Source organism: Streptomyces sp. P6-2-1, from assembly GCF_050613165.1.
Taxonomy (GTDB): domain Bacteria; phylum Actinomycetota; class Actinomycetes; order Streptomycetales; family Streptomycetaceae; genus Streptomyces.
Genome location: NZ_CP192513.1, coordinates 4288395 through 4303440, shown reverse-complemented (window position 1 = coordinate 4303440; position 15046 = coordinate 4288395). Strand labels below are relative to the sequence as shown.

General features: G+C 72.5%; 14 protein-coding genes and 2 pseudogenes. 12 read left to right on the top strand and 4 right to left on the bottom strand.

The features are described from left to right. The first annotated feature begins 256 nt into the window (after positions 1-256). The 4 genes from ACQYWQ_RS18555 (at position 257) to ACQYWQ_RS18540 (ending at position 6199) form a co-directional block, all read left to right on the top strand. Positions 257-1861 (top strand): sensor histidine kinase, encoded by a 1605-nt coding sequence (locus ACQYWQ_RS18555; RefSeq protein WP_431035969.1) that lies wholly within the window; start codon positions 257-259, stop codon positions 1859-1861. Between the two features lie 74 nt (positions 1862-1935). Beyond that, the gene (locus tag ACQYWQ_RS18550; RefSeq protein ID WP_431039248.1) at positions 1936-2595 is read left to right on the top strand and encodes a response regulator transcription factor; all 660 of its coding nucleotides are present in this window, start codon (positions 1936-1938) and stop codon (positions 2593-2595) included. Positions 2596-3087: 492 nt separating this feature from the next. Next, a complete protein-coding gene (locus ACQYWQ_RS18545; RefSeq protein ID WP_431035967.1) occupies positions 3088-5139 on the top strand; it encodes a 2-oxoacid:acceptor oxidoreductase subunit alpha in 2052 nt (683 codons plus the stop codon). Beyond that, positions 5132-6199, top strand: a complete 1068-nt coding sequence (locus ACQYWQ_RS18540; RefSeq protein WP_431035965.1) for a 2-oxoacid:ferredoxin oxidoreductase subunit beta — start codon at positions 5132-5134, stop codon at positions 6197-6199. The genes ACQYWQ_RS18545 and ACQYWQ_RS18540 overlap by 8 nt, the downstream gene beginning before the upstream one ends. Before the next feature lie 217 nt (positions 6200-6416). Here the strand turns inward: ACQYWQ_RS18540 and ACQYWQ_RS18535 are convergent, their stop codons facing one another. Then, entirely contained in the window at positions 6417-6839 is a 423-nt protein-coding gene (locus tag ACQYWQ_RS18535) for a winged helix-turn-helix transcriptional regulator (RefSeq protein ID WP_431035963.1), read from the bottom strand. Positions 6840-6949: 110 nt separating this feature from the next. On the opposite strand from ACQYWQ_RS18535, the gene ACQYWQ_RS18530 reads away from it, so the two are divergent. From ACQYWQ_RS18530 to ACQYWQ_RS18520, 3 genes are all read left to right on the top strand, one after another. Continuing rightward, positions 6950-7816 carry an SDR family oxidoreductase gene (locus tag ACQYWQ_RS18530; RefSeq protein ID WP_431035961.1) on the top strand — a complete coding sequence of 289 codons (867 nt, stop codon included), beginning with the start codon at positions 6950-6952 and terminating at the stop codon, positions 7814-7816. A 227-nt stretch (positions 7817-8043) separates the two neighbouring features. Then, positions 8044-9069: an EamA family transporter RarD gene (rarD, locus tag ACQYWQ_RS18525; RefSeq protein WP_431035959.1), complete on the top strand. Its 1026-nt coding sequence runs from the start codon at positions 8044-8046 to the stop codon at positions 9067-9069. A gap of 73 nt (positions 9070-9142) precedes the next feature. Next, positions 9143-9928: a haloacid dehalogenase type II gene (locus tag ACQYWQ_RS18520; protein ID WP_431035957.1), complete on the top strand. Its 786-nt coding sequence runs from the start codon at positions 9143-9145 to the stop codon at positions 9926-9928. Positions 9929-10106: 178 nt separating this feature from the next. Here the strand turns inward: ACQYWQ_RS18520 and ACQYWQ_RS18515 are convergent, their stop codons facing one another. After that, a complete protein-coding gene (locus tag ACQYWQ_RS18515) occupies positions 10107-11357 on the bottom strand; it encodes a methyltransferase domain-containing protein (protein WP_431035956.1) in 1251 nt (416 codons plus the stop codon). A 578-nt stretch (positions 11358-11935) separates the two neighbouring features. Then, positions 11936-12115 (bottom strand): hypothetical protein, encoded by a 180-nt coding sequence (locus ACQYWQ_RS18510; RefSeq protein ID WP_431035954.1) that lies wholly within the window; start codon positions 12113-12115, stop codon positions 11936-11938. A 108-nt stretch (positions 12116-12223) separates the two neighbouring features. Here ACQYWQ_RS18510 and ACQYWQ_RS18505 point away from each other — a divergent pair, with 108 nt between their 5' ends. The 5 genes and pseudogenes from ACQYWQ_RS18505 (at position 12224) to ACQYWQ_RS18485 (ending at position 14445) form a co-directional block, all read left to right on the top strand. Next, on the top strand, positions 12224-13060 hold the full coding sequence (locus ACQYWQ_RS18505) for a helix-turn-helix domain-containing protein (protein WP_431035952.1): 837 nt from the start codon (positions 12224-12226) through the stop codon (positions 13058-13060). Further along, positions 13057-13260 carry a DUF397 domain-containing protein gene (locus ACQYWQ_RS18500; protein WP_431035951.1) on the top strand — a complete coding sequence of 68 codons (204 nt, stop codon included), beginning with the start codon at positions 13057-13059 and terminating at the stop codon, positions 13258-13260. Before ACQYWQ_RS18505 ends, ACQYWQ_RS18500 begins: the two co-directional genes overlap by 4 nt. A 168-nt stretch (positions 13261-13428) precedes the next feature. Continuing rightward, a complete protein-coding gene (locus ACQYWQ_RS18495) occupies positions 13429-13632 on the top strand; it encodes a DUF397 domain-containing protein (protein WP_431035950.1) in 204 nt (67 codons plus the stop codon). A gap of 108 nt (positions 13633-13740) precedes the next feature. Continuing rightward, positions 13741-13965 (top strand): annotated as a pseudogene (locus ACQYWQ_RS18490) (DUF397 domain-containing protein); the annotation flags it as partial. Positions 13966-14043: 78 nt separating this feature from the next. Continuing rightward, positions 14044-14445: a VOC family protein gene (locus tag ACQYWQ_RS18485; protein ID WP_431039247.1), complete on the top strand. Its 402-nt coding sequence runs from the start codon at positions 14044-14046 to the stop codon at positions 14443-14445. A gap of 414 nt (positions 14446-14859) precedes the next feature. On the opposite strand, the pseudogene ACQYWQ_RS18480 reads toward ACQYWQ_RS18485, so the two are convergent. Further along, positions 14860-15045: pseudogene (locus ACQYWQ_RS18480) on the bottom strand (hypothetical protein); the annotation flags it as partial. Position 15046: the final 1 nt, after the last annotated feature.

Sequence of the window (15046 nt, the reverse complement as noted above, 5' to 3'; positions counted from 1 at the left end):
GGCCCTGGCTGCCCGTGGCGGCGGGGCGGAACGGGGTGCCAGGGGCCGCTGTGGGCGGCGCTGACCGTGCTCCTGCCGGTCCTCGGGCGCGCGCTCGGCACGGTGCTCGCGCGCCGTGACCTGCTGGGCGGGGAACCCGCGAGCGGCCGAGCGGCCCCCGGGGTGGGGATAACCCCCCTCCCGAGAGACCGATCCCCCACATGTCACCGGACGCCTCCGCTCGCCATTCTGGAAGGGAGCGAGAGGAGGCGTCCGGATGACGGCAGGGACGTGGTACGACAAGGGCGGGCCGGGCGGAACCCGCGAGGCGCACGGCACGGGCCCGCACGCAGGCGGCCCCGGCACATCCGCACGCGGCACGGGCGCGCCCGCGGGCCGCCCCGGCACGTACACCCGTGGCCCCGGCACGTACGCCCGCCCGGGCGGCCCGCAGGCGCGCGGTTCCGGTACATCCGCACGCGGCGGCGCCCCGTACGGCCCCGTCGACCGCTACGACCGCGACGGCTGGCCCCTCGTGCCGCCGCCCGCCCCCCGCCCGGACGACCGCTCGCCCCTCGCCCGTGTCCTGCTCGCCCCCGTGAGCCCCCGGTTCTGGCGCGAGCTGCTGTACCTCGCCGTGAGCCTGCCGCTCTCGATCGCCGTCTTCACGTGGTCCGTGGTGATGTTCTGGCTCGGCGCGGGGCTGATCGTGACGTTCATCGGGGTGCCCGTGCTCGCGGGGCTGCTCGCGTCGGCGCGCGGGCTGGCGCGGGTGCAGCGGGGGCTCGCCCGGGGGCTGCTGGGGACCGAGGTGCCCGAGGCGCGGCCCGTACGGCACAAGCGGCACTCGCCGTTCGGGTGGATGGGCGCGCTGCTCAAGAGCGGCGAGTCCTGGCGCAACCTCCTCTTCGCCTTCCTGCACTTCCCGTGGAGCGTCTTCGCGAGCGTCCTCGGGCTCGCCGTGTGGAGCAACGGCCTGCTGATGCTCACGTACCCGCTGTGGATGTGGTGCGTGCCGAACGACGTCGGCCGCGACGGCATCCAGATCTACGGGGACACGCACCGCACCGAGTACCTCGACCGCCCCTGGGAGATCGCTCTGACCTGCGCGGCCGGGCTCGCGCTCACGGTGCTCGCGCCGTGGCTCGTACGCGGCCTGACGGCCGTCGGCAGTCTCCTCGTACGCGGGCTGCTCGGGCCCTCGCGCCTGGAGAGCCGCGTCGACGAGCTGGAGTCGGACCGGGGCGTCGTGGTCGACACGGCGGCGGCCGACCTGCGGCGCATCGAGCGGGATCTGCACGACGGGGCGCAGGCGCGGCTCGTGGCGCTCGCGATGGACCTCGGAATCGCGAAGGAGAAGATGCTGGAGGACCCGGAGGCGGGGGCGCGGCTGGTCGCCGACGCGCACGGCGAGGTGAAGACGGCGCTCCAGGAGCTGCGCGACCTCGCGCGCGGCATCCACCCCGCCGTCCTCACCGACCGGGGGCTCGACGCGGCGCTCTCCGCGGTCGCCGCGCGCTGCACGGTCCCCGTGTCCGTCGAGGTGGACCTGCGGGAGCGGCCCGCCGAGGCGATCGAGGGCATCGCGTACTTCACCGTCTCCGAGCTGCTCCAGAACGTGAGCAAGCACAGCGGGGCCCGCATGGCGGCCGTCGAGGTGTGGCGCGCGGAGGGGCGGCTGCTCGTGCAGGTGCGCGACGACGGTACGGGGGGTGCCTCGCTCGACGGGGGTACGGGGCTCGCCGGGCTCTCGGACCGGCTCGACGCGGTCGACGGCGTCCTCCTGGTCGACTCGCCACCCGGCGGTCCCACGACCGTGACGGCCGAGCTGCCGTGGACGGCGAGAACGGGCCCGGCCCCCCACAAAGCCGCCCGTTCCTGAAATGCTGTCCCCGGCAGCAGTGACACCGATTCCGGGGGAACGTGGCAGACGTGACAGAGACAGAGGCGGCGAAGGTGCGGGTCGTCATCGCGGAGGACTCGGTCCTCCTGCGGGAGGGCCTGACCCGCCTGCTCACCGACGCCAGGCACGAGGTCGTGGACGGGGTCGGGGACGGGGACGCGCTCGTGAAGACGGTGCGGGACCTCGCGGAGCAGTCCCAGCTCCCCGACGTCGTCGTCGCGGACGTACGGATGCCCCCGACGCACACGGACGAGGGCGTGCGCGCCGCCGTCGCGCTCCGCAAGGCGTACCCGGCGCTCGGGGTGCTCGTGCTCTCGCAGTACGTCGAGGAGCAGTACGCGACCGAACTGCTGGCGGGGTCGAGCCGGGGGGTCGGCTATCTGCTCAAGGACCGGGTCGCCGACGTGCGGGAGTTCGTGGACGCCGTGGACCGGGTCGCGAGCGGCGGCACCGCGCTCGACCCGGAGGTCGTCGCCCAGCTCCTCGGCCGCTCCCGCAAGCAGGACGTCCTGGCGAACCTGACCCCGCGTGAGCGGGAGGTGCTCGCGCTGATGGCGGAGGGGCGGACGAACTCGGCGGTCGCGAAGGCGCTCGTGGTGAGCGACGGGGCGGTCGAGAAGCACGTGAGCAACATCTTCATGAAGCTGGGGCTCTCGCCGAGCGAGGGCGACCATCGCAGGGTGCTCGCGGTCCTCACGTACCTGCGGTCGTAGCGGCCGACCGGCGGCCGGGGGCGGACGGGCGGCCCACGTGGCGCGACGGGCGGCCCGCGTGGCGCGACGGGCGGCCCGAGCGGCATGACGGGCGGTCCGGGCGGCATGACGGGTGGTCCGGGCGGCCGAGCGGCGGTCCGGGTGACCCGGGTGGTCCCGGTGGCCGAGCGGTTCGGGCGGCTGCCCAGTCCTTCGGGCGGGTGCCTAGGCCAAAAGAACCAGACATTTCCGCCTCGCGTCCCCCGCCGGGAGCGGAACCCCGGAAAACAGCCATGAAACGGGCAGATTTGGCCGCGCCATGATCGGAAGAGGGCTCCTCGGGGTGCTCCCCCGGCCTCCGCGAGGTGTTCGGGATATGACCCGTCCCGGGAAGGGGACCCTTACCGACGTAGGCTGTTCCGCAGGAGACAAGGCACAGAAGCAACGGCCACGAAACGCCCCCGCCGGCCCCCGGCGGGAGCCGCCACCGCCTCGACGGGAGGTCCACTTCCAGTGACCAGCCAGGTCAGCAGCCCAGCCGGGCCGTCCGACGGTGCGGTCGTCGGCGAGCCGCGCCCCACGGACGCGCCCCAGGCCGCCGCAGCCGCCACCAGCACGGACGCGTCGCAGGCCCCCGCCCCCGTGACGGACGTACTCGAAGGCCCCGCGCCCGACACCGAGCGTCTCGCGGCGCCCGCGCAGTCCGGCGCGAAGGAGGTCCGCAAACTCGACCGGGTCATCATCCGTTTCGCGGGTGACTCCGGGGACGGTATGCAGCTCACCGGTGACCGTTTCACCTCCGAGACCGCCTCCTTCGGCAACGACCTCTCGACGCTGCCGAACTTCCCCGCCGAGATCCGTGCCCCCGCAGGCACCCTGCCCGGCGTCTCGTCCTTCCAGCTCCACTTCGCCGACCACGACATCCTCACGCCCGGCGACGCCCCTGACGTCCTGGTCGCGATGAACCCCGCGGCGCTCAAGGCGAACCTGTCGGACGTGCCGCGCGGCGCGGAGATCATCGTCAACACGGACGAGTTCACCAAGCGCGCGATGCAGAAGGTCGGCTGGGACGCCTCGCCGCTCGATGACGGCACGCTCGACGGCTACAGCGTCCACCCCGTGCCGCTCACGACGCTGACGGTCGAGGCGCTCAAGGAGTACGACCTCTCGCGCAAGGACGCCGGGCGCAGCAAGAACATGTTCGCGCTCGGCCTGCTGAGCTGGATGTACCACCGGCCCACCGAGGGCACGGAGAAGTTCCTGCGCGCCAAGTTCGCGAAGCGCCCCGAGATCGCCGAGGCGAACCTCACGGCCTTCCGCGCGGGCTGGAACTTCGGCGAGACGACGGAGGACTTCGCGGTCAGTTACGAGGTCGCCCCCGCCACGACCGCGTTCCCCACCGGCACCTACCGCAACATCTCGGGGAACCTGGCGCTCGCGTACGGGCTCATCGCGGCATCCCGGCAGGCGGACCTGCCGCTCTACCTGGGCTCGTACCCGATCACCCCGGCCTCCGACATCCTGCACGAGCTGAGCAAGCACAAGAACTTCGGCGTGCGCAGCTTCCAGGCGGAGGACGAGATCGCGGGGATCGGCGCGGCGCTCGGCGCGGCCTTCGGCGGCAGCCTCGCGGTCACGACGACGTCCGGGCCGGGGGTGGCGCTCAAGTCGGAGACGATCGGGCTGGCGGTGTCGCTCGAACTGCCGCTCCTCATCGTCGACATCCAGCGCGGCGGCCCCTCCACGGGACTGCCGACGAAGACCGAGCAGGCCGACCTGCTCCAGGCGATGTACGGGCGCAACGGCGAGGCCCCGGTGCCGATCGTGGCGCCCCGTACCCCCGCCGACTGCTTCGACGCGGCGATCGACGCGGCGCGCATCGCGCTCACGTACCGCACGCCCGTCTTCCTCCTCTCGGACGGCTACCTCGCCAACGGCTCCGAGCCCTGGCGCATCCCCGAGGCCGAGGAGCTGCCCGACCTGACGACCCCGTTCGCGACCGGGTTCAACCACGAACTCGCGGACGGCACCGAGGTGTTCTGGCCCTACAAGCGCGACCCCGAGACGCTCGCGCGCCCGTGGGCCGTGCCGGGCACGCCCGGTCTCGAACACCGCATCGGCGGCATCGAGAAGCAGGACGGCACGGGCAACATCTCCTACGACCCGGCCAACCACGAGTTCATGGTCCGCACCCGCCAGGCGAAGATCGACGGCGTGCGCGTCCCGGACATCGAGGTGGACGACCCCGGGGACGAGGCGCGCACGCTCGTGCTCGGCTGGGGCTCCACGTACGGGCCGATCACGGCGGCGGTACGGCGGCTGCGCGTCGCGGGCGAGAGCATCGCGCAGGCCCACCTGCGCCACCTCAACCCCTTCCCCGCGAACCTCGGCGAGGTCCTGCGCTCGTACGAGAAGGTCGTCGTGCCCGAGATGAACCTCGGCCAGCTCGCGACCCTCCTGCGCGCCAAGTACCTCGTGGACGCGCGGTCCTACAACCAGGTCAACGGAATGCCGTTCAAGGCGGAACAGCTCGCGACGGCGCTCAAGGAGGTCATCGATGACTGAGACCACGCAGGCGCCCGCGGGTCCGCTCTCGCTCTCGCTCGTGCCCAAGGCCGAGGCGAAGCAGTCGATGAAGGACTTCAAGTCGGACCAGGAGGTCCGCTGGTGCCCCGGTTGCGGGGACTACGCGGTGCTCGCGGCCGTGCAGGGCTTCATGCCCTCGCTCGGGCTCGCGAAGGAGAACATCGTGTTCGTCTCCGGGATCGGCTGCTCCAGCCGCTTCCCGTACTACATGAACACGTACGGGATGCACTCGATCCACGGCCGTGCCCCGGCCATCGCGACCGGGCTCGCCTCCTCGCGGCAGGACCTGAGCGTGTGGGTCGTCACGGGGGACGGCGACGCCCTCTCGATCGGCGGCAACCACCTCATCCACGCGCTGCGCCGCAACGTGAACCTGAAGATCCTGCTCTTCAACAACCGGATCTACGGGCTCACCAAGGGCCAGTACTCGCCGACCTCCGAGATCGGCAAGATCACCAAGTCGACGCCGATGGGCTCGCTCGACAACCCCTTCAACCCCGTCTCGCTCGCCCTCGGCGCCGAGGCGACCTTCGTCGCGCGCACGGTCGACTCCGACCGCCAGCACCTGACGAGCGTCCTGAAGGCGGCCGCCGAGCACCCGGGCACGGCGCTCGTGGAGATCTACCAGAACTGCAACATCTTCAACGACGGCGCCTTCGAGGTCCTCAAGGACAAGGAGCAGGCGGCGGAGGCGGTGATCCGCCTGGAGCACGGGCAGCCGATCCGCTTCGGCACCAAGGGCGTCGTACGGGACCACGCGTCCGGCGACCTGCGCGTGGTCGACGTGACGCCCGGGAACGAGGCGGACGTCCTCGTCCACGACGCCCACCGCGAGACGGCCACGACGGCGTACGCGCTGTCGCGCCTGGCGGACCCGACGACGCTCCACCAGACCCCGATCGGGATCTTCCGGGACGTCGAACGCCCGGTCTACGACACGCTGATGGCCGAGCAGCTCGACGCGGCCGTCTCCGAGCAGGGCAAGGGCGACCTGTCCGCGCTGCTCGCGGGGAAGGACACCTGGACCGTCGTGGGCTGAGCCGTCCACGGAGCCGATCGCCAAAGGGGCTGAATTTCTTCAGCCCCTTTGGCGTTTGAGGGGCGGAGGACGGGGCCGGTGCCGGGTGCTGGGGCCGGAGGCCGGTGCTGGGTGCCGGTGCCGGGTGCTGGGGCCGGAGGCCGGTGCCGGGGCGGTGCCGGGGGGAGGAGCCTCCCGAGGGGCTCCCGAGGGGCTCCCGGGCGGCGGCTGCTCCGCGTCAGGAGGGCTCGGCTTTCCGCAGGTCGTAAGCCCGCCTGGCCTCCTCCACGGCGGACACCTGCCGCTCGCTCCACCTCGCCAGGTCGAAGACCTGCCTGGCCGCCTCCTCGCCCGCCTCCGTCAGCGAGTACTCCACGTGCGGCGGCACGACCGCCTTCGCGTCCCGCAGGACGAACCCGTCCCGCTCCAGCGTCTGAAGCGTCTGCGCGAGCATCTTCTCGCTCACGCCGCCCACCGTCCGCCGCAGCTCGCTGAACCGGAACGTCCGCGTGAGCAGCGCGGCGAGCACGAGCACCGCCCAGCGCGAGGTCACGTGCTCCAGGATTCCCCGCGAGGGGCACATCGCCCGGTTCACGTCGGGCGTGCCCTCCTCGGTCCCCTCGCTCCCGAGCAGCCTCGCCATCTCCACACTCACCGTCATGCCAGTACCTTACGCCAAAGTGGGTACTTTCCTCTGGTTAGTGTGCAGCCTAGGGTGGTCTTCGTGCACAGACGGCACAAGCACCCCATGCAGCGCGAAAGGCACATTTCATGAGCATCGTCGTCACCGGCGCCACCGGGCAGCTCGGCCGCCTCGTCGTCGCGGGCCTCCTGGAGAAGGTCCCCGCGCGCGAGATCGCCGCCGTGGTCCGCAGCGCGGAGAAGGGCGCGGAGTTCGCCGCGCAGGGCGTCGAGCTGCGGATCGCCGACTACGACAAGCCCGCGACGCTGGAGGACGCCTTCCACGCGGGCGACCGGGTGCTCCTCATCTCGGGCAGCGACATAGGCAGGCGAGGGCCGCAGCACACCGCCGTCGTCGAGGCGGCGAAGGCGGCGGGCGTGGCGCAGCTCGCGTACACGGGCGTGCTCGGCGGCCCCCAGGCCGACTTCACGCTGGCCGACGAGCACAAGATCACCGAGCAGGCGATCCTCGACTCCGGCCTCCCGTACACCTTCCTGCGCAACGGCTGGTACGCGGAGATGTACACCGGGCGCGTCCCGCAGCTCTTCGAGCACGGCGCGCTGATCGGCAGCTCCGGCGAGGGCGGTCTCGCCGCGGCGCCGCGCGCGGACTACGCGGCGGCGGCCGTCGCCGTGCTCACGGACGAGGGCCACGAGAACAAGGTCTACGAGCTGAGCGGCGACGTCGCGTGGACGATGAGCGAGTTCGTGGCAGAGGTGACGCGCCAGTCGGGCAAGCAGGTCACGTTCCAGAACGTCTCCCCCGAGGAGCACAAGCAGGCGCTGCTCGGCGCGGGCCTCCCCGAGTTCCTGGCGGACATCCTGGTGGACGTCGACGCGGCCATCGCACGCGGCTCCCTCGCCCACACCCCCGGCGACCTCGCCCGCCTCATCGGCCGCCCGACGACCCCGGTCGCGGACACGATCGCGGCGGCCCTGAAGGACCTGGAGGGCTGAGCGGACCCGCACCCGGCCACCGGCGGCCGTTCCCGCACCGGGCGGCGCCCGGTGGCAGGGCCCGTACCGTCCCCCAGCGGCCCTGTCCGCACCTGCGCCCGGTGCCTGGCCGGGAGCCGTCAGGACCGTAGGGCGATACGGGAATGACAAGCCGCGCCGCTCCCGTTACCTTCCCGGACGGGGGCGGCGGCAGGTCGTCGGCCCGTGACGACCGAACGGGGACCGCGATGGCCGCACCGCAGGACACCACTCCAGCCGCCCAGGGCACGTCACGTGCCGGGCTCTCGTACGGCTTCGGCGCCTACGGCATCTGGGGTCTCGTCCCCCTCTTCTGGCCGCTGCTCAAGCCGGCCGGGGCGGGCGAGATCCTGGCGCACCGCATGGTGTGGTCGCTCGGCGTCGTCGCGATCCTGCTCCTGTGCATACGCCGGTGGGCCTGGATGGGCGAGTTGCTGCGCGACCCGCGCCGTCTCGGGCTCGTGACGGTCGCCGCGGCCGTGATCACGGTCAACTGGGGCGTCTACATCTGGGCGGTCAACGCGGGCCACGTCGTGGAGGCCTCGCTCGGGTACTTCATCAACCCGCTCGTGAGCATCGCGCTCGGCGTGCTGCTCCTCGGGGAACGCCTGCGGCCCGTGCAGTGGGTCGCCGTCGCGACGGGCGTGGCCTCGGTGCTCGTCCTCGCGATCGGCTACGGGAAGCCGCCGTGGATCTCGCTGGCGCTCGCGTTCTCGTTCGGCGCGTACGGGCTGGCGAAGAAGAAGGTCAACCTGGGCGGGATCGAGTCGCTGGCCGCGGAGACCGCGCTCCAGTTCCTGCCCGCGCTCGGCTTCCTGATCTGGCTCTCGGCGCGGGGCGAGGCGACGTTCACGGGCGAGGGCGCGGGACACGCGGCGCTCCTCGCGTCGACGGGGATCGTCACCGCGGTGCCGCTCGTCTTCTTCGGCGCGGCGGCGATCCGCGTGCCGCTCTCGACGCTGGGCCTGCTCCAGTACCTCGCCCCGGTCTTCCAGTTCGCCCTGGGCATCTTCTACTTCCACGAGGAGATGCCGCCCGCGCGCTGGGCGGGCTTCGCGCTCGTGTGGATCGCGCTCGTCCTCCTGACCTGGGACGCGCTGCGCACGGCGCGCACCAACCGCCGCACGGCCGACCGCCTGCGCACGGCGGTCCGCGAGGCGGAGGCGGTACGGGACCCGGCGGGCGCGGAGGCGCGGGTACGGGACGGGGCCGAAGCGCCCGTACGGGAGGCGTGAGACGGCGCCGCGCGGGAGGCGTGAGACGGCGCCGCGCGGGATGAGCGGCCCGAAGCCGGGAAGACTCGACGTCATGGCTGATCACGACATCGACGCGGCGCACGCGAACGGCACCGCCCACGACACCGTCCCGGCCCCCGCCGCGGACCCGGCCCGCGGCATCGACACCCGCGGCATCGACGCCCTCGTCTTCGACGTCCTCGGCACGCTCGTCGACGACACGGCGGGAATCCGCGCGGGCATCGGCGAGCTGACGGCCGACCCGGCGGAGGCGGAGCGGCTCTTCGCGCTGTGGCAGGAGCACACGGACACGGAGCAGCGCCGGATGATGGCGGGCCAGCGGCCCTACCTTCCCGCCGACGCGCTGGACATCGAGACGGCGGGCGTGGTCGCCGCGGCGGCCGGGGTGGACGACGACGCGGCCGCGGTGGCCGCGCTCGCGCGCGCGGCGCACACGCTCGCGCCGTTCCCGGACAGTGTCGCGGGCCTCGACCGGCTCGCGCGCCGCTTCCCGGTCATCGCGCTGTCGAACGCGAGCCGCGCGGAACTGCTCGGCATCACGGTGCGGGCGGGGCTGCGCTGGCACCTGGCCCTCTCCACGGAGGAGGCCCGCACCTTCAAGCCCGACCCGCCCGCGTACGAGCTCGCGCTGGCCGCCGCGGGCCGTCCCCCTGAGCGGGTCCTGATGGTCGCGGCGCACGCCTGGGACCTGCGCGGCGCGCAGAGCCTCGGCATGCGCACGGCGTACGTGCACCGCGAGGACCGCGAGGCGCCCGGCCCCGAGGACCGCTTCGACTTCACCGCGCCGGACTTCGGTGACCTGGTGACGCGGCTGACGGGCGTCGCGGAAACCCCCTGAGAGACATCCGCGAAGTCCGGTACGGACACGGGGCCAGCGACACCGGCGGGCACGCACGCGGGCCAACGGCGCGAGCGGGCACGACCACGGGCCAGCGGCGCGGGCGGGTACGGACACAGGCCAGCGGCGCGGGCGGGCACGACCACGGGCCAGCGGCGCGGGCGGGTACGGACGCGGGCTAGCGGCCCGGGCGGGTACGGTCCCGGGCGGCGCCCCCGCCGTCCTGCCCCCCGCCCCCCACCGCCCAGCTGTGTCCCTCGTCCCCCAGCCAGGCCCGCGCCCCCTCGGGGCCCACGGTGAGCCCGAACTCCCCGTACCCGGGGCGGCCCGCCGACTGCCACCACCGGTAGGCGGCCTCCACCTCGTGCCACAGCTTCCGCTCCCCGTACTGGAGGACGGTCGACTCCGCGTCGGGCCGCAGCACCAGGCACGCCCACGAGCCCGTGCCGCCCGTGTCGTGGAACCACACCGGGCGGCTGCCGTCGAGCTGCACCGTCGGCGCCACGGCGGTCGCGCAGCGCGGCACCCGCAGGCCCAGCGCGAAGCGGGCACTGCCGAGCAGGTCCGAGTCGAGGATGTCGGTGCCGATCCACGCCGAGGAACGCTGCGCCTTGGCGCCCGTCTCGCGCAGGTACTCGGCCCGCGCCCCGAGGCGCCACCGCTGCCCGCGCGCCCGCGTGCACTCCAGGGGCCGCAGAAAACGTCCGCTCGCCGAGCGCCCGTCCTGGCTCACGCGCAGCGCCACGAGCACGTCGGCGGAACAGAAGTGCGTGCCCCACGGCAGCACGATCAGCGCCCCCGGCGCGCTCTGCTCGATCCACGCGTACGGGACCTCCCGCAGGCCGCAACAGGCCACGATCCTGTCGTACGGGGCCTGCACGGTGTAGCCGGAGAGACCGTCGCCCACGCGCACCTCCGGCGTGAGGCCGAAGCGGCGCAGCCGCTGGCGGGCGAGCGCGGCCACGGATTCGTCGATCTCGAAGCTCGTCACCGCGGGCACGCTCAGCCGGTGCGCGAGCAGCGCCGTCGTCCACCCCGTCCCCGTACCGACCTCCAGGACCCTGCCCACCCCTTCGCTCAGGCGGAGGTCACCGAGCAGTCCGAAGACGACCGAGGGCCCGAGCGCGGTCGAGGTCGCGAAGCGGCCGGGAGTCAGCCCCGTGTGGTCCCCGTCATCCCACTGGGTGACAATCGGCGCATCGCTGTCGGCGTACGCGTACCACGTGGCAGGGTCCCTGCTGCGCGACACCGGTACGTGCGACCGCTGTTCGGCGTCCCACGGCCACATGAGCGGCGGCAGGAAGGCCGCGCGCGGCACCTCCTCGTACGCCGCCCGCCAGTCCGGCGCGAGCGCGCCCGCCGCGCTCATCCGCCGCCCGAGCCGCAGTCTCGCGTCCCGCTCCGCGCTGCCCCGCTCGCTCGTCACCACGTCTGCTCATCCTCCTGCTTCTCGTACGGGCCGTTCACACCGCCGCGCGGCGTACAACGCCCGGGACCGCGGTACGGGCACGGGGGCCGCCGCTCGCCGTACGTCACCCGGGTCCCGTGCGCCCCGGGGCGCTCCGGGGAATCATGCGCACCCCGCGCGCCCCCCATGCGGACGACCTGCGCGCGTCCGGGCGCTTCCGCCAAGCGCGGGACCTGCGCGGACGACTCCCTCCCTGCGCGGCGAAGGACGGGGGGTGGGGGCATGACGGCACCTCTGTCTCTGGCTGAAGGGCACCCGTGGGGGATGTGAGTCAAACGCCGGAAAGGGCTTCCGGGGCACGGCACGGCCGAGGAACCACCCACCCCGGGGGCCGTTGACACGCGGCCCGGGATTTCACCCGGGGAACGGACGTACGGAGGCGGGGTGGCGGGGCGGTAGTGGCGCGCCCCGTGGGCCACCCCCGCGCGGCCCCCGCGCGGAAAGTCACAGCCGTACGGGCCGCACATACCCAACCCCGTGCGGAGGCAGAGGCGTTCGGCACCGTGCCCGCATCCCACCGGGGCCCCGACCTGCGCGACTCACCGCCGCGAGAACCCGTGCGGGTGCCGTGCGACGAGGACGCGGCAGTCGACGGCACGGGAGTGGTCACCGGCGGCGACGGCCTCCCGCTCCTCGGCGCGGAGGCGGTCGCAGAGGCGGCAGGGGAGGTCGGGTTCGGGGGACGCGGGCGGGCGTTCGTGGACGAGGTGCAGGGGCATGACGGTTCCTCTCCGTGTCGGTTTGGCTACCGGGGAGGTACACGGTGGCCTAGCGTGGAGAACTACTCAACGTTGTGCCAACGGGTGGAAGGTGGAGGGGAACGCCCCTTGAACATCAAGAAGTTGAACCCGGACGCGGGGCCTTACGCGGCCTACGGAGCGCGTTTGCGCAAGGTACGGCAGGAGTTGGGGCTGCGACAGAAGGACGTGGCGCAGCGAGTGGGGTACGCCGAGTCGCACATGTCCGGCGTGGAAATCGCCGCGAAGAAACCAACACTCAATTTCTCAGTGGCGCTTGACACCGCACTGGGGCTGACGAACACCGAGCGGTCGTTCGAGCGCGAGTGGCGCAACATCACGTTCGGGGCGCTCCTGGAGGGGTTCCCCGAGTACTTGAAACTCGAAGCGCGAGCAGTGGAGATCCGGGTCTTCGAGAACGGCGTCCTCCCGGGCCTCCTCCAGACGCCCGAATACGCACGGGCCCTCGCTGAAGCCGCAGTTCAGCGCGGAGCCATCACAGAGGAACTGGCCGAGCAGCGCCTTCGCGCGCTTGCCGAGCGACAGCAGGCCGTGCGGCGCGAAAGCGCTCCGATGATCTTCGCCGTACTCGACGAGAGCTGCATCCGCCGTTCTATCGGGGGTTCGGCAACGATGAAGGCTCAGCTGGGTCATCTGGTCGACTTCGCGGCACTGCCCAACACCGTCCTCCAGGTCGCCCCCTTCGCCATAGGAGAACGGCGGCCGCTCAACATGCTCACCAACCTGCTCACGCTTCCGGATCGCGGCATCGTCTCCTACGTTGAGTCACAGACGCAGGGACACCTTGATCGAGAAATCACGTCTGTCGCCGCGCTGATGACCGCCTACCATCAGGCGCAGGCCGAATCGCTTTCCCAAGCGGAGACTGTGGCCTTGATCGAACAGGCTGAAAGGGAACACCCGTGAGTAACGCGCCCCGCTGGTTCAAGTCCTCGTACAGCGACAACGGCGGCAGCTGCGTCGAGGTCGCCACCAACCTCGTCCCCGCACACGGCATCGTCCCGGTCCGCGACTCCAAGAACCCCGGCGGCCCCACCCTCACCCTCAACACCACCGCCTTCACCGGCTTCGTCACCGGCGTGAAGCACGGCGAGTTCGACGTCTGAGCCAACATTCCGCGTCCCGAAGCCCCGTCCAGCAGACGGGGCTTCGCGCTGTTCGGGTCCGGGCATACCTCCGGAACAGACAGCACGGTACGCGGTCGGCGGGGACCCGCAGGTCCCGCAGCTTCCCGGCCGAGGGCCCAGTATCGAACAGGATGAAAGGGAACACCCGTGAGCAACGCGCCCCGCTGGTTCACGTCCTCGTACAGCAACAACGGCGGCAGCTGCGTCGAGGTCGCCACCAACCTCGTCCCCGCACACGGCATCGTCCCGGTCCGCGACTCCAAGAACCCCGGCGGCCCCACCCTCACCCTCAACACCACCGCCTTCACCGGCTTCGTCACCGGCGTGAAGCACGGCGAGTTCGACGTCTGAGCCAACCTCCGCGCCCCGAAGCCCCGCCACCCACCCGACGGGGCCTCGCTCTGCCCAGGGCGGGCATACCTCCCGGCAGGGGCACAACTCAGCGAGGGGACGGACGAGATGGCGGAATGGCGCGACTCCAGATACAGCGAAAACGGGGGCATCTGCATGGAGGCCGCCGCCACCTGGCGCAAGTCCTCGTACAGCAACAACGACGGTACCTGCGTCGAAGTCGCCACCGGAATCCCCCGCACCATCCCCGTCCGCGACTCGAAGAACCCCACAGGCCCCCAGCTCCACCTCACTCCCACGGCCTTCACGGCGTTCGTGGCGGCGGTGAAACAGGACGGGCCCGGGGCCCCGCTCGGGACAGCGCGCCGAAGCCCTTGTACGGGCGCCCCCGTTCCTAGAGGGTGTGGAGCCATGACGGACACAACTGGCAGCCCCTCATGGCCCACTGGCATCAGCGCGATCACCCTGTTCGTGGAGGATCTGGACGCCACGAAGACGTTCTACCGGGAGGTCTTCGGGCTGCCGGTGGAGTTCGAGGACGAGGCCTCGGCGGTCTTCGGGTTCGGCAATACCCTTATCAACCTGCTGCGGAGCACGGCGGCGACCGGGCTGATCGATCCTGCCCCCGTCGCCCGGCCCGACTCCGGCTCCCGCGTCCAGCTGACGCTGCCGGTGGACGATGTGGACGCGATGTGCGAGGAACTCACCGCGCGCGGCGTGACACTGCTCAACGGCCCGATGGACCGCCCCTGGGGCATCCGCACCGCGAGCTTCCGCGACCCCGGCGGCCACATCTGGGAAATCGCCAAGTGAGACGCGGGCAACGGCGGGCCCGGCACGTCCGATGCGTTCAGGACCGGTGTGAGGGTCCGGCCGCAGCGTGGCCCGCCTGACCCCTCGACCGGGCTTCGGCCTCATCGGCCTCGCCGTCACCGGCATGGCGGCCTCGCTCGCGTTCCACCGGCGGCTCGGGGCCGGCATCCCGCCGGAGGGGGACGGCGAGGGGCCCGTCGCTGTCGTGCCGCCCGGGGCGCTTCGGCTCACCTGGGACACCGTCGAGACCATCCACCTCTTCGAGCCGGAGTGGGCGCCGCCGGTGGGTGGGCACCGTGTGGCCCTCGCCGTCGCGCGCGGGCGCCCGGCGAGGGCGACGAGACGTACACGGCGCTCCTCGCGGACGGTCGCACGGGTCACCTGGCGCCGTGGGACGCCGACCGGGGCATGCGCTCAGCGGTCCTTCTGGACCCGGACGGCAACACCGTGGAGCTGTTCGCCCGGCTGTCCGGCTGACTCCTCGGCGAGCAGGCGGCCGAGCGACACCCCTGTCAAGGCCCGTACGTCGCGGGTGAGATGGGCTTGGTCGGCATAGCCCGTACGGTGTGCCACCTCGGCGAACGGGAGCCCGGCGCGGGCA

Bases quoted from the DNA above. Each gene is read 5' to 3' on its own strand.
- ACQYWQ_RS18555 (WP_431035969.1), top strand. From the start codon at position 257: ATGACGGCAGGGACGTGGTACGACAAGGGCGGGCCGGGCGGAACCCGC.
- ACQYWQ_RS18540 (WP_431035965.1), top strand. From the start codon at position 5,132: ATGACTGAGACCACGCAGGCGCCCGCGGGTCCGCTCTCGCTCTCGCTC.
- ACQYWQ_RS18535 (WP_431035963.1), bottom strand. From the start codon at position 6,839: ATGACGGTGAGTGTGGAGATGGCGAGGCTGCTCGGGAGCGAGGGGACC.
- ACQYWQ_RS18530 (WP_431035961.1), top strand. From the start codon at position 6,950: ATGAGCATCGTCGTCACCGGCGCCACCGGGCAGCTCGGCCGCCTCGTC.
- rarD (WP_431035959.1), top strand. From the start codon at position 8,044: ATGGCCGCACCGCAGGACACCACTCCAGCCGCCCAGGGCACGTCACGT.
- ACQYWQ_RS18520 (WP_431035957.1), top strand. From the start codon at position 9,143: ATGGCTGATCACGACATCGACGCGGCGCACGCGAACGGCACCGCCCAC.
- ACQYWQ_RS18510 (WP_431035954.1), bottom strand. From the start codon at position 12,115: ATGCCCCTGCACCTCGTCCACGAACGCCCGCCCGCGTCCCCCGAACCC.
- ACQYWQ_RS18485 (WP_431039247.1), top strand. From the start codon at position 14,044: ATGACGGACACAACTGGCAGCCCCTCATGGCCCACTGGCATCAGCGCG.